This window comes from Streptomyces sp. NPDC051183 (assembly GCF_040682455.1).
Lineage (GTDB): Bacteria > Actinomycetota > Actinomycetes > Streptomycetales > Streptomycetaceae > Streptomyces.
This window is the reverse complement of record NZ_JBFBBA010000061.1, coordinates 16247-28506: the sequence shown is the minus strand read 5'-3', so window position 1 is coordinate 28506 and position 12260 is coordinate 16247. Positions and strand designations below refer to the sequence as shown.

The 12260-nt window shown below is 71.2% G+C and carries 11 protein-coding genes; 2 read left to right on the top strand and 9 right to left on the bottom strand.

Going from position 1 to position 12260, the window contains the following annotated elements; all coding sequences use genetic code 11:
• Positions 1-137: 137 nt before the first annotated feature.
• Positions 138-1814 carry a glycoside hydrolase family 71 protein gene (locus AB0M99_RS34310; protein ID WP_365927544.1) on the bottom strand — a complete coding sequence of 559 codons (1677 nt, stop codon included), beginning with the start codon at positions 1812-1814 and terminating at the stop codon, positions 138-140.
• Between the two features lie 161 nt (positions 1815-1975).
• Here AB0M99_RS34310 and AB0M99_RS34305 point away from each other — a divergent pair, with 161 nt between their 5' ends.
• On the top strand, positions 1976-3310 hold the full coding sequence (locus AB0M99_RS34305) for a DUF2254 domain-containing protein (RefSeq protein WP_365927542.1): 1335 nt from the start codon (positions 1976-1978) through the stop codon (positions 3308-3310).
• Positions 3311-3475: 165 nt separating this feature from the next.
• Complete coding sequence (locus tag AB0M99_RS34300) at positions 3476-3940, top strand: hypothetical protein (protein ID WP_365927540.1); 465 nt, start codon at positions 3476-3478, stop codon at positions 3938-3940.
• A gap of 40 nt (positions 3941-3980) precedes the next feature.
• Here AB0M99_RS34300 and AB0M99_RS34295 read toward each other — a convergent pair whose 3' ends face one another.
• The 8 genes from AB0M99_RS34295 to AB0M99_RS34260 all read right to left on the bottom strand — a co-directional run bounded on the left by AB0M99_RS34295 (position 3981) and on the right by AB0M99_RS34260 (position 12200).
• The gene (locus AB0M99_RS34295; RefSeq protein ID WP_365927538.1) at positions 3981-4514 is read right to left on the bottom strand and encodes a GNAT family protein; all 534 of its coding nucleotides are present in this window, start codon (positions 4512-4514) and stop codon (positions 3981-3983) included.
• Positions 4515-4641: 127 nt separating this feature from the next.
• Positions 4642-6861 carry an NADP-dependent isocitrate dehydrogenase gene (locus AB0M99_RS34290; RefSeq protein WP_365927536.1) on the bottom strand — a complete coding sequence of 740 codons (2220 nt, stop codon included), beginning with the start codon at positions 6859-6861 and terminating at the stop codon, positions 4642-4644.
• A 229-nt stretch (positions 6862-7090) separates the two neighbouring features.
• Positions 7091-7444, bottom strand: coding sequence for a DUF805 domain-containing protein (locus tag AB0M99_RS34285; protein WP_365927534.1), 354 nt, complete (start codon positions 7442-7444; stop codon positions 7091-7093).
• 469 nt (positions 7445-7913) lie between these two features.
• A complete protein-coding gene (locus AB0M99_RS34280) occupies positions 7914-8762 on the bottom strand; it encodes a chitosanase (protein ID WP_365927532.1) in 849 nt (282 codons plus the stop codon).
• Between the two features lie 149 nt (positions 8763-8911).
• Entirely contained in the window at positions 8912-9514 is a 603-nt protein-coding gene (locus AB0M99_RS34275; protein ID WP_365927530.1) for a GNAT family protein, read from the bottom strand.
• A 56-nt stretch (positions 9515-9570) separates the two neighbouring features.
• Positions 9571-10653, bottom strand: a complete 1083-nt coding sequence (gene corA / locus AB0M99_RS34270; RefSeq protein ID WP_365927528.1) for a magnesium/cobalt transporter CorA — start codon at positions 10651-10653, stop codon at positions 9571-9573.
• Between the two features lie 212 nt (positions 10654-10865).
• On the bottom strand, positions 10866-11258 hold the full coding sequence (locus AB0M99_RS34265; protein WP_365927526.1) for a TOBE domain-containing protein: 393 nt from the start codon (positions 11256-11258) through the stop codon (positions 10866-10868).
• 45 nt (positions 11259-11303) lie between these two features.
• On the bottom strand, positions 11304-12200 hold the full coding sequence (locus AB0M99_RS34260) for a LysR family transcriptional regulator ArgP (protein ID WP_365927546.1): 897 nt from the start codon (positions 12198-12200) through the stop codon (positions 11304-11306).
• Between the last annotated feature and the right edge of the window lie 60 nt (positions 12201-12260).

Sequence of the window (12260 nt, the reverse complement as noted above, 5' to 3'; positions counted from 1 at the left end):
CTCGACCTGCTCAACCGTCAACGATTCATCGCACAGTCGGAACAACGAACCAATCCAGCACCCGTCACGGCAGATGCGGTTGCAGTACTAGGGGGTGCCAGACGACCCGGGCCCAGCCATGATCCGCCAGAAACCCCCTAGTTCCGGCCGCTGGTCGCCGCGTGGTACTGGAGGTCCTGGACCTCCACCGTGCGGTCCACCGGGTACGGCAGCTCCACGCCCGCGCCCGGCTTTCCGTCGCGCAGGACCGTCGCCGAGCTGGTGCCCGGGCCCAGCGGGAGCAGTTCGGAGTGGAGGCCGGCCGGGGCCTCGTACGTCCCCTTGGCCGATCCGACGGCGGTGCGCACGCTCGCCGGGCCGGTGAGGAAGCTGAGCACCTCGACCTTGTCCCGGGCCGGAGCGCTGCCCCGGCGCAGCGCCATCACAAGGGACTGCCCGCCGGTCGGTCCGGCGCCGGCGAACTGCGTGCGCGCGGTGAGGTAGACGGTGTCCCGGACGATCTTCGGCCAGGCGCCCGTCTTGAACTTGGTGAGGTAGTACGAGCTCAGGTCCAGGTACGCATGGCCGTTGTGCAGGGAGGGTGCGAACTGGCTGCCCTCGGAGTAGTCGTTCCAGGTGGTCAGCTGCACCCAGTCGGCGCCGTCCTCGATGGCGCGCGTCCATGTGGTGCGCAGGGTCGCGGTGTTGCCCGCCTCGTCGTAGATGCCCTGGTTGGGGCGGGCGTCCTGGACCGACACGGGCTGCATCCAGATCTTGCCCATGCCGTGCGTGCGCCGTACGTCGGCCGCGGCGCCCTCCTGACCGACGTAGCTGCGGCTGCCCCACTCGGAGAACCCGTAACTGATGGGCGCGAAGGCCGCGTTGTTCGCGTCGAACTCCAGGAAGAGCGGGACCAGTGCCGTGCGGATGCCGTGCCGGGACTGGAGCACGTCCATGACCCGGCTCCACCAGTCCGGCTTCTGCTGCTCCGCCTTGAACGGGGAGACGACGAGCCGGCCGTCGGCGAGCCGGTGCGCGGCCGGGGCCTTGCCGAGCTCGGCGACGGCGTCGGCGAGCACGGCCGGGTCATCGGTCTTCAGCGAGGTCATGTCCGGCATCAGCATGATCCTGAAGGCCGGGTCCACGGAACGGGCCGCCTCCATCAGGAGGGTGGCCCGGTCCCGGTTCTGGCCGGAGAGGGAGAGCATGTCCAGGGTGAACCCGTCGAGGCCCGCGGCGCGGGCGGTGCGCACCTCCTGTTGGAGGTTGGCCAGTTCCCAGGCGCCGCTCTTGGGCGGCACGGGCAGCGGCCGGTCGCGCAGCAGGCCGCCGTAGCGCGCGTGCTTTCCGTTCTCGCCGCCGGGGTTGAGGTAGTTGCGGGTGTAGTAGTCGGCGTCCGCGCTCGCGTTGTCGAGCGAGAGCGGGTACGGGGTGAAGTAGTGGGCGAACACCAGCTTCTTGCCGGCGTTGCCCGAGCGCAGGGCGGCCGGCTGCGGCATGTCGAAGGGCAGGGCGCCTTCGGGGCGTGCGGCGCCGGTGTCCGGCCCGGCCTTCGGGGCGGTCTCGCCGGTCTGCTCGCCGCTCCGGCTCTCCCCCGGTACGGGGCTCGCGCTGCCGGAGGCGCCGGGGCCGGGCCCGGCGGACCAGGGCTCGCCGATGCGGGGGCCGGTGCCGGCCGAGCGGGCCTGCCCGTTGGCGGCCGTGAAGGGGTCCCAGGCGATGCCGGTGGCCGCGCAGACGCCGACCAGGAGGAAGGCGGTGATGAGGAGCGTCAGCAGCGGTCTGCGCCCCCGGAAGCGTGCGCGCCGCCTGTGCGACGGCCGGTCCGGCGTCATCGTGGTTCCCCTCCCGGAATATGCCCGTGTGTGGGCTGCACAGCAGTAGAGCCGATTACCGGGCTGCGGACAACCGTTCGCCTTCGGTCGAGCCGCGGCACGTACGTCACACGGACCACAGGAACTACGCCGACCGCTTTGCCCGGGCTAACTTGACCTCCATGGCGATGACCGTGGTGCGGCGCGACCGGGGGCTGTTCCCGAAGCTGCGCAAACGCATGCGCAACTCCTTCCTCTTCGTGCCGTTCACGGGGCTGCTGCTCGGCTGGTTCCTCGCCACGGGCGTGGTGCAGGCCGACACCTTCATCCACGACCTCGACGCGCGCTGGTCCGATGTGGACCTCGCCGACCTGTGGTTCCTGCGCTCCGCGAAGGACTTCGGCGCGGCGGCGAAGAGCGCGGTCGCGGCGATGAGTTCCGCGATGCTGACCTTCATCGGCGTGGTCTTCTCGATCACCCTGGTCGCGCTCCAGATGGCGGCCGGGCAGTTCTCCCCGCGGGTGCTGCGCATCTATGTGGAGAGCCGGGTCACCAAACTCACGCTGGCCGTGTTCCTGTGCACCTTCCTGTACACCCTGCGGGTCCAGAAGGAGTACACAGGAGCCACCGATTCCAACGACGCGGTCGTGCCCTACCTGGGCGCTTCGCTCGCCATGGGCTTCGTGGTGCTGAGCCTGGTCCTGTTCGTCGTCTACGTCCACTCCACCATTCGGCTCATGCGCGTCACGTACGTCATGGACCGCGTCGCGCAGGAGAGCCTGACGCTCATCCGCTCCAGCGCCGGACCCGCCGCCCGGAGCGGCCCGGACCCCGACCCGCAGCCCGGGCCGGGCGGGACGCTGGTGCCGCACACCTGGCGGCCCGGCGTGCTCCAGACGGTGGACGTGCCCCGGCTGGTCGCGGCGGCCGAACGGGACGGTCTCGTCCTGCACCTGATCCCGCGCATCGGGGACTACCTGGTGCCGCACACCCCGCTGTTCCGCGTCTGCGGCGGCCCCACGCCGCCCGACACCGAGCTCCAGGCGGCGCTGGACATCGGCGTGGAGCGGACCACCGAACAGGACCTCGCCTTCGGCATCCGCCAGCTCGCGGACATCGCCGCCCGCGCCCTGTCGCCCGCGGTCAACGACCCCACCACCGCCGTGCAGTCCCTGGACCGGATCCAGGTGCTGCTGACCGCCTTCGCCGGGCAGCCGCTGGGCCGGGCGTACCACCGCGGCGCGAGCGGCGGCGTACGGCTGGTGGAGACGCTGCCGAGCTGGCCGGAGCTGCTAGACCTCGCGCTGACCGAGATCCGGGACTACGGCGTCGGCTCGGTGCAGATCACCCGGCGGATCGCGGCCTGCCTGGACGATCTGGAGCGGATCGCACCGGCCGACCGCCGTGAACCCGTACGCCGGCACCGGGATCTGCTGGAGGAGGCGGTACGGACCACCGCCCCGACACCGCAGCGCGCCGCCTTCGCCCTCCAGCCGGACCGGCAGGGCATCGGCTGAGCCGGAGCGGGAGCGGGCCTTTCGGCGGAATGCGACATTCCCCTGGTCTTGCTCCGGAACTGGCGCATAATCGACCGCATGCGGCTTGAACCAACCCTCTGGCCGCGCCTGGTCACGCATGCAATGGGGGGCATCGTGCCGATGAGGGAATCCCGACCGACCGTCATGAGCGCGAGAACGGGAAGAGGCGGCACCACCGACGTCCTGCCGACCACGTTCACCGAGCTGTCCCTGCTGCTCGCCGCCGTCCGCCGCAACCGCGTGCTGACCGTGACCGGTCCGCTCCGCGAGCCGCGCAGCCTGCTCGTACGGGACGTCGCGCAGCGGCTCGCGTCCAACTTCTACGACGGGGCAGCCGTGGTCACCGTCCAACAGCAGGGCGGCGTGCGCGAACTGGTGGCCGCCCTGGGCTGCGTACCCGGCATGCCCTTCCTGCCCTGCGGGACGGCGAACGCCGCCTCGTGGCTCGCGGAGCGGGACATGCTGCTCGTGATGGACGGCTGCGACCACCTGACCACCGCCGCGCTGGAGTGGCTGCGCACCCTGCTGGCCGACGCGCCGGGCCTGCGCATCCTGGCCTCGGGCCGCCACCCGCTTGCCGTCGGCCAGGGCCGGATCCACCGCCTCTGAGGGCGCGTGACGCACCCGGCCCCGCTCGGCCGGGAGCGGGCTACGCGTCCTGCCAGTCCTGTGCGAGCAGGCCCAGCACCACCTCGTCCAGGAACTCCCCGCACACCCACGCCGCCCCGCGCAGGGTTCCCTCCAGGGTGAAACCGGACGCGGTCGCGGCACGGATCATGGCGGCGTTGTCGGCCAGCGTGTCGACCTGGAGCCGGTGCATCCCGCGCACGGAGAAGCCGTAGCGGCAGAGCAGCCGGACGACGTCCGCGCCGAACCCGCGGCCCCGGCTGCCGGGGAGCAGCGAGATGCCGAGGTGGGCGGAGCGGTTGTGCGCGTCGATGGACCAGAGCAGGGCCTCGCCCGCCAGCTCACCGGAGGCCAGGTCCACCACGGAGAAGACGGCGACCGTGTCCGAGGGCGGGGAGGGCTCGTACGGGGAGTGGCCGCTCTTCGCGCCGACCGGCCGCCAGGGCCGGGTGTCGGCGCGCGAGCGGGTCGCCACGTCCTCGTACAGCGCCGCGTGGAGCACAGGTACGTCATCGGCGTGCCGGGCGCGCAGCCCGGTGAGCTCTCCCTGGATCATGCGGCCTTACTAGCCCCCGCGGGGGCGGGACCACAACCGGTTTCCCGGTGCGGGCCGGTACGGGTCCGCCCCGGTCGGCTGCTGCCGACCGGGGCGGAACACGCGTGGCTCACAGGAGCCGCGGGCCTCAGCCGAGGAGCGCGAGCGCCTTGTTGAGGGTCGCGGACGGCCGCATGATCGTCGACGCCTTCGCGGCGTCGGGCTGGTAGTAGCCGCCGATCTCGACCGGGGAGCCCTGCACCGCGATCAGCTCGTCGACGATGACCTGCTCGGACTCGCCCAGCGCCTTGGCGAGCGGCTCGAAGGCGGCCGCCAGCTTCGGGTCGTCGGTCTGGCGGGACAGCTCCTGCGCCCAGTACAGGGCCAGGTAGAAGTGGCTGCCGCGGTTGTCGATGCCGCCCAGCTTGCGGCTCGGCGACTTGTCCTCGTTGAGGAAGGTGCCGGTCGCGCGGTCCAGCGTGTCGGCCAGCACCTGGGCGCGGGCGTTGCCGGTGGTGGTGGCGAGGTGCTCGAAGGAGACGGCCAGCGCGAGGAACTCGCCGAGCGAGTCCCAGCGGAGGTAGTTCTCCTTGACGAGCTGCTGGACGTGCTTCGGGGCGGAGCCGCCGGCGCCGGTCTCGAAGAGGCCGCCGCCGTTCATCAGCGGGACGACCGACAGCATCTTGGCGCTGGTGCCCAGCTCCAGGATCGGGAAGAGGTCGGTCAGGTAGTCGCGCAGCACGTTGCCGGTCACCGAGATGGTGTCCTCGCCGCGGCGGATGCGCTCCAGGGAGAAGGCGGTGGCCTCGACCGGGGAGAGGATCTTGATGGTCAGACCCTCGGTGTCGTGGTCCGCGAGGTACGTCTTGACCTTGGCGATCAGCTGCGCGTCGTGCGCGCGGCCCTCGTCCAGCCAGAAGACGGCCGGGACGCCGGTGGCGCGGGCGCGGGTGACGGCGAGCTTGACCCAGTCCTGGATCGGCAGGTCCTTGGTCTGGCAGGCGCGGAAGATGTCGCCGGCGGCGACCTCCTGCTCCAGGACCGTGTTGCCCGCGGCGTCGACGACGCGGACGGTGCCCGCGGCGGCGATCTCGAAGGTCTTGTCGTGGCTGCCGTACTCCTCGGCCTTCTGGGCCATGAGGCCGACGTTCGGCACCGAGCCCATCGTGGCCGGGTCGAAGGCGCCGTGCGCGCGGCAGTCGTCGATGACGACCTGGTAGACGCCCGCGTAGCTGCTGTCCGGGAGGACGGCGAGGGTGTCGGCCTCGGCGCCGTCCGGGCCCCACATGTGGCCGGAGGTACGGATCATGGCCGGCATGGAGGCGTCGACGATGACGTCGCTCGGGACGTGCAGGTTGGTGATGCCCTTGTCCGAGTCGACCATCGCGAGGGCCGGGCCCTCGGCGATCTCGGCCTCGAAGGAGGCCTTGATCGCGTCGGCGTCGGGCAGCGCGCCCAGGCCGTTCAGGATGGTGCCGAGGCCGTCGTTCGGGGACAGGCCGGCGGCGGCCAGGGTCTCGCCGTAGCGGGCGAAGGTCTTCGGGAAGAAGGTGCGGACCACGTGGCCGAAGATGATCGGGTCGGAGACCTTCATCATCGTGGCCTTGAGGTGCACGGAGAAGAGCACGCCCTCGGCCTTGGCCCGCTCGATCTGCTCGTTCAGGAAGGTGCGCAGCGCGTCGACGTGCATGACGGACGCGTCCACGACCTCACCGGCGAGGACCGGTACGGACTCGCGCAGGACGGTGGTGGCGCCGTCGGCGGCCACGTGCTCGATGCGGAGCGTGCCGGCCTCGGCGATCACGGTGGACTTCTCGGTGGAGGCGAAGTCGTTCACACCCATGGTGGCGACGTTCGTCTTCGACTCGGGGGTCCAGGCGCCCATGCGGTGCGGGTGCGCCTTGGCGTAGTTCTTGACCGAGGCGGGGGCGCGGCGGTCGGAGTTGCCCTCGCGCAGGACCGGGTTGACGGCGCTGCCCTTGACCTTGTCGTAGCGGGCGCGGATCTCGCGCTCCTCGTCGGTCTTCGGGTCGTCCGGGTAGTCCGGGAGCGCGTAGCCCTGGCCCTGGAGCTCGGCGACCGCGGCCTTCAGCTGCGGGATCGAGGCCGAGACGTTGGGCAGCTTGATGATGTTCGCGCCGGGGGTCTTGGCCAGCTCGCCGAGCTCGGCGAGGGCGTCGGCGATCCGCTGGCTCTCCTCGAGGTGCTCGGGGAAGCTGGCGATGATCCGACCGGCGAGGGAGATGTCACGGGTCTCGACATTCACACCGGCCGTCGACGCGTATGCCTGGATCACAGGCAGGAACGAATACGTCGCGAGGGCCGGGGCCTCGTCAGTGTGCGTGTAGATGATGGTCGAGTCAGTCACCGGATGCTCCGCTCCACAGTCTGCGTCTCTCGTCTGCAACATTGCTCGACATCAAGATATCTTGTGATCGGGCCGGTCCGGACAGCCCCCTGCCACAAGCCCGGCGAGACGCGCGTCACCTCCGGCATCCGAGAGCCTCCGGCCCGGGTCCGGAAACGGCGAGAGCGCCGCCACCGGCTGTTTCCAGCCGGTGGCGGCGCTCAGGCCTTGCCCGCGCGTGCAGGTTCGATCAGGCGTGGACGGCCTTCGGGCTCGGGCCGTACTCGTTCGGCTGGGCCTGGCCCTCGGTCGCCGTCAGGACCAGCAGCCAGATGCCGCCGATGAACGGGACCAGGCTGATGAAGTACCACCAGCCGGACTTGCCGAGGTCGTGGAGCCGGCGGACGGTGACCGCCAGGCTCGGCAGGAACGTGGCGAGGAAGTACAGACCCACGAACAGCGGGTACGTCTCCAGCGCGAAGTCGATGATCGCGAGGACGATGACGATGCCCACGGTGAAGAGGGTGTACATCCAGTACTCCTGGCGGCGCGCGCGGCCGGAGAAGTCCACGTACTTCTTCAGAACGTCGGTGTAGTAGTGCATTTTTGTCCCCCCAGAGGACGGTTCTTGGGCCCGTCCTGCTGGAGCAAGCCGGGGCAGAACTTATGCCCCGCTTATGGCGCGGTCAAGCCAGTTCACAGGACCTCTGGAGGCGCGATCTTCGTTGCTTCCGGCACCCAAAACACGTGCATCGCACACCCGTTGGAACCCACAGGCCCCGGGAGGTTACAAGGAGTGACCAAACGGGGGTGGCGGAAGTCCTGCGGCGGGGCGTGGGGGCACTCGTGGGGCTCCGAAACTGCGCAGCGTCAGGGGCACACGCGTTCTCGTCACCGGCGGACGGGGCGCATCGGCGCCCACATCGTTATCGCACTGCGACAACGGGGCGCGGCCCGGCCGCCCGGACCGACCAGTTCCGGCCGGGCCGCCCCGGGGCGGGAGGTCGGCCGCCCCGGGGCGGGAGGTGGGCTGCCCCGGGGCGGGGAGGCCGCTGTCCCGGGGCTCCGGAGGCTCAGCCGATGTGGAACGGGTCGCCGTAGACCTTCCAGTCGAGCGGCGTGTTGAGGTTGAGGTTGCCCTTCTTGAGCCATACCCGCTGCGCCGTGTCGACGCGGCTGGTGTCGCTGTGCGCCTCCTCCTGCTTCATCGCCCAGACGCGGGCGTCGAGGAAGGCGTTCAGCCAGGTGGTCTCACTGCCGCCCTGGGACGGGGGCTTGGCCTTGGACAGGGCCCGCTTGCGGATGTTGCGGAAGCTGGTGGAGTCGGTGCCGTCCCCGTGCATGACGATGGCGTCGTAGTACGTGAACTGGCCGAGCACCCCGACCCCGTCGGCCTTGCCCTGCTTGACGGCGGGGTTGAAGTAGACCCGGTCGCGCTCGTGGTCCTGGGCCTTGCGGAACTCGGCGTCCTGGGCGGCCTTCGCCCAGTCCTTGGTGAAGTTCGGGTCGAGGCCGGAGTGCGAGTCGGAGCCGTCGACCTTGCGCAGCGCCGGCAGGTACTTGGCCAGGACGTTGCCGGGCTTGACCTGCGTGTAGTACTCGACGAGGTCGAGCATGTCGCCGGTACCGGAACAGAATCCGATGATTCCGGCCGTGTAGCCGCGGCCGTCGTCTATGTCCTCGATGTACTTGTACTGCGCCTTCCAGTCCAGCGAGGAGTTCTCCGCGCTGGAGACGATCTTCATGGCGATTTCCTTCTTCACCGGATCGTCGAGCCCGACGGCGGCCGCGGCCGGCGCCTGCGCCGCGGACGCGGCCGCGGCCTCGGGGGCGGCAGTGGCGTGAGCGGTGACCGGTGCGGCGATCAGCGCCGCACCGAGCACGGCACCGATCGCCAGACTCTTGCGGTGGGGGGTGAACACAAGGCCTCCATGGGGGAGTTGAGGCTGGGCGTCTTCGTTAGGAAACTTTACTACCAGCCTTCGCGGCATCTCAAGACCCGGGAACCCACGCTTCGTTCGGCCTCTCCCCCGCCCCGCCGCCCCCGGCCGCCCCCTCAGCCCCTGGCCCCTCAGCCCCTCACCGCCGCGGCGGCCAGGCGCGCCCGGAGGTTCTGCTTCACGGCGGGCCATTCCGGGCGCGTGATGCTGTAAACGGCCGTGTCGCGGATCCAGCCGTCCCGCATGACCATGTGGTGCCGCAGCACTCCTTCATGGGTGGCGCCGATGCGCGAAATCGCGGCCCGCGACGCGCTGTTGCGCACGTCGGTCAGCAGCTCGACCCGGTTCATGCCCATCGCCTCGAAAGCATGGGTCAGCATCAGGAGCTTGGCCTCGGTGTTCGCACCGGTCCGCTGCCAGGCCCCGGCGAGGAAGGTCCAGCCGATCTCCAGCCGCCGGTTCGCCGTGTTGATGACCATCAGCCGGGTCGAGCCGATGACCCGCCCCGTCGCGGCGTCGACCGTCGCGTACGGGATCTGGACGCCCTGCTCCCGCGCCAGGGCGGCCTCAGCTATGAAAGCCCGCACGTCGTCCGGGTGCGGGACGAGCGTCACCGCGAGCTCCCACAGCTTCCCGTCGCGGACGGCCTCGCACAGCCCGTCGTGATGCCGTTGCTCCAGGGGTTCCAGCCGCACCCGCTCGCCGACCAGCTCCGCCGCCGCTGTCTGTCCCATGGTCGGACACTTCCGTTCCCGTATTCGATCTTCCGACCGCGGGACCCTATCCGGCGTCAGAGCCAGCCGTTGCGGCGGAACCCCCGGTGGATGACGAAGCAGGCGACGGCCATGACGCCGAGGACCAGGGGGTAGCCGTAAGTCCAGTGCAGCTCCGGCATGTTGTCGAAGTTCATGCCGTAGACCCCGCAGACCATCGTCGGCACGGCGACGATCGCCGCCCAGGCCGTGATCTTGCGCATGTCCTCGTTCTGCGCGACGGTCACCTGCGCGAGGTGCGCCTGGAGGATGGAGTCGAGGAGACCGTCGTAGGCGCTGATCTGCTCGGTGGCGCGGGTCAGATGGTCGGCCACGTCGCGGAAGTACGCACGGACCTCCGGCGGGATGACCGGTATCGGCTGCGTGGCCAGCTGCTGGAGCGGGCGGCCGAGGGGGGCCACCGCCCGGCGCAGCTCCAGCAGTTCGCGCTTGAGCTGGTAGATCCGCCCGGCGTCGCCGCGGCCGCCGTGCTCGCTGAACACCATGGTCTCCACGGCGTCTATGTCGTTCTGCACCGCGTCCGTGACGGCCACGTAGTCGTCGACGACGTGGTCTGCGATGGCGTGCAGCACCGCGGCCGGCCCCTTCGCCAGCTGCTCCGGATCGGCCTCCAGGGCCTCGCGGACCGGGCCGAGCGTGCCGCGGCCGCCGTGCCGGATGGTGATGACGAAGTCGTCGCCGGCGAAGGCCATCAGCTCGCCGGTCTCCACGACCTCGCTGGTCGCGGTCAGCTCCTCGTGCTCGACGTAGCGCACGGTCTTGAAGACGGAGAAGAGGGTCTCGTCGTAGCGCTCGATCTTGGGGCGCTGGTGGGCGTGCACGGCATCCTCGACGGCGAGGGGGTGCAGGCCGAACAGCTCGGCGAGCCCGGTGAGCTCGGCCTGCGCCGGCTCGTGCAGGCCGATCCACACGAAGCCGTCGCCCGTCTTGCGGACCCGGCGCAGCGCCTCCTCGACCTCCGAGCAGCCGTCCTGGCGCACGCCGTCCCGGTAGACCACACAGTTGACCACCGCGCTGCCGAGCGGGGAGCGGGCCGGGTGGCTGAGGTCGACCGCCCTCCGGTAGCCGCGGCGCACGGCCCGGCGCAGGTTGCTGAACATGGACAACGGCGTACTCCCCTTCGGCGGAACACCGGCCAGTCTGCCACCGCCGCCCCACCGCTCCGCCCCACCGCTCCGGCGCAGCCCCTCCGGCACAGCCCCTCCGGCACAGCCCCTCCGCCGCGGTACCTGCGACGTCCGCCCTACGGCCGTCCTACGCCCACCTGGCGGCGGACCGGCTGGCGGCGTCCGTACGCTGAACGGGCCGCGGGTCAGGCCCGGTCGACGAACACGCTGGTCGACTTGACCCGGGCCGTCGCCCGCGCCCCGACCTCCAGGCCGAGTTCCTCGACGGCCTCGCGGGTCAGCAGCGACACGATGCGGTGCGGCCCGGCCTGGATCTCGACCTGGGCGTCGACCGTGCCGAGCTTCACGGCGGTCACGATCCCGGGGAAGGCGTTGCGCGCCGAGGTGTACGGGGCCTCGTCGCCCTCGCCGCTCTCCTGCGCGGCCTCCACGCAGAACGCGGCCAGGTCCGGCCCGTCCACCATCCGCCGCGTGCCCTCGCGGCGGGTCGGGAACCGCTCGGCGTCGGCCCACCGGCGCGCCGTGTCGACGCTGACGCCGAGCAGCCGCGCCGCCTGACCGATCGTGTAGGTCTCCATGCCCGCACCCTAGTGCTCCGGCCGGGAAGATCCGAAAGCGACGGCCTAGCGCAGCGCCCCGGCCGCCGCTTCCGTGATCACCGCCGCCACCGCCGAGAGGGCCGGCGAGTCCAGCTTCCACTGCTGCCAGTACAGCGGTACGTCCAGCGGCCGCCCCGGCACGATGACCTCCAGCGCCCCCGAGCGCACGAGCGGCCGCGCCTGCGCCTCCGGCACCAGGCCCCAGCCCAGCCCGGCGGCCACCGCGTCGCAGAACCCCTCCGAGGTGGGCACGTGGTGGCGTACCACCGAGGCCGAGGCGCCCGGGTCTCCCGTCAGCGACCGTACGAACACGTCCTGGAGGAGGTCCCGGCGGTCGAAGATGATCGCCGGAGCCTCGCGCAGGTCCCGCTCGGGCGGCCCCGCCAGGTACCGGGCCGCGAAGTCCGGGTTCGCCACCGGCAGGTACCGCGCCAGGCCCAGCGGGCTCACCGTGCACCCGGCCACGGGCTCCGGCTGCGAGGTCACCGCGGCCATCACCTGGCCCTCCCGCAGCAGGGCCGTCGTGTGCCCCTCGTCCTCGCGGTGCAGTTCGAAGCAGATCGGCGGGTCCTGCGGCACCCGGCTGAGCGCGGGCAGGAACCAGGTGGCCAGGGAGTCCGCGTTCACCGCCATCGGCAGCCGTACCGGCCCCAGGCCCGCCGCCATACCCAGCTCTTCCCGCGCGTCGCGCTCCAGCCGGGCCAGTTGCCGGGCGAACCTGATGACGACCTCCCCCGACTCGGTCGCCCGCACCGGCTTCGTACGCATCAGCAGCACCCGCCCGGTGCGCTGCTCCAGGGCCTTGACCCGCTGGCTGACCGCCGACGGCGTCACGTGCAGGGCGGCGGCCGCGGCGTCGAAGGTGCCCTCGTCGACCACGGCCAGCAGGGTCCGCACCTGCTCCAGCGGCAGCTCATCCATCACGAGCGCTAATGCTACGTAAAAATCTTTAGCTGTACTACTGACGCGCCGGTCCATACG

Coding starts and splice junctions, on each gene's coding strand:
- AB0M99_RS34310 (WP_365927544.1), bottom strand. CDS start 1,814: ATGACGCCGGACCGGCCGTCGCACAGGCGGCGCGCACGCTTCCGGGGG.
- AB0M99_RS34305 (WP_365927542.1), top strand. CDS start 1,976: ATGGCGATGACCGTGGTGCGGCGCGACCGGGGGCTGTTCCCGAAGCTG.
- AB0M99_RS34300 (WP_365927540.1), top strand. CDS start 3,476: ATGAGCGCGAGAACGGGAAGAGGCGGCACCACCGACGTCCTGCCGACC.
- AB0M99_RS34295 (WP_365927538.1), bottom strand. CDS start 4,514: ATGATCCAGGGAGAGCTCACCGGGCTGCGCGCCCGGCACGCCGATGAC.
- AB0M99_RS34285 (WP_365927534.1), bottom strand. CDS start 7,444: ATGCACTACTACACCGACGTTCTGAAGAAGTACGTGGACTTCTCCGGC.
- AB0M99_RS34275 (WP_365927530.1), bottom strand. CDS start 9,514: ATGGGACAGACAGCGGCGGCGGAGCTGGTCGGCGAGCGGGTGCGGCTG.
- corA (WP_365927528.1), bottom strand. CDS start 10,653: ATGTTCAGCAACCTGCGCCGGGCCGTGCGCCGCGGCTACCGGAGGGCG.
- AB0M99_RS34265 (WP_365927526.1), bottom strand. CDS start 11,258: ATGGAGACCTACACGATCGGTCAGGCGGCGCGGCTGCTCGGCGTCAGC.
- AB0M99_RS34260 (WP_365927546.1), bottom strand. CDS start 12,200: ATGGATGAGCTGCCGCTGGAGCAGGTGCGGACCCTGCTGGCCGTGGTC.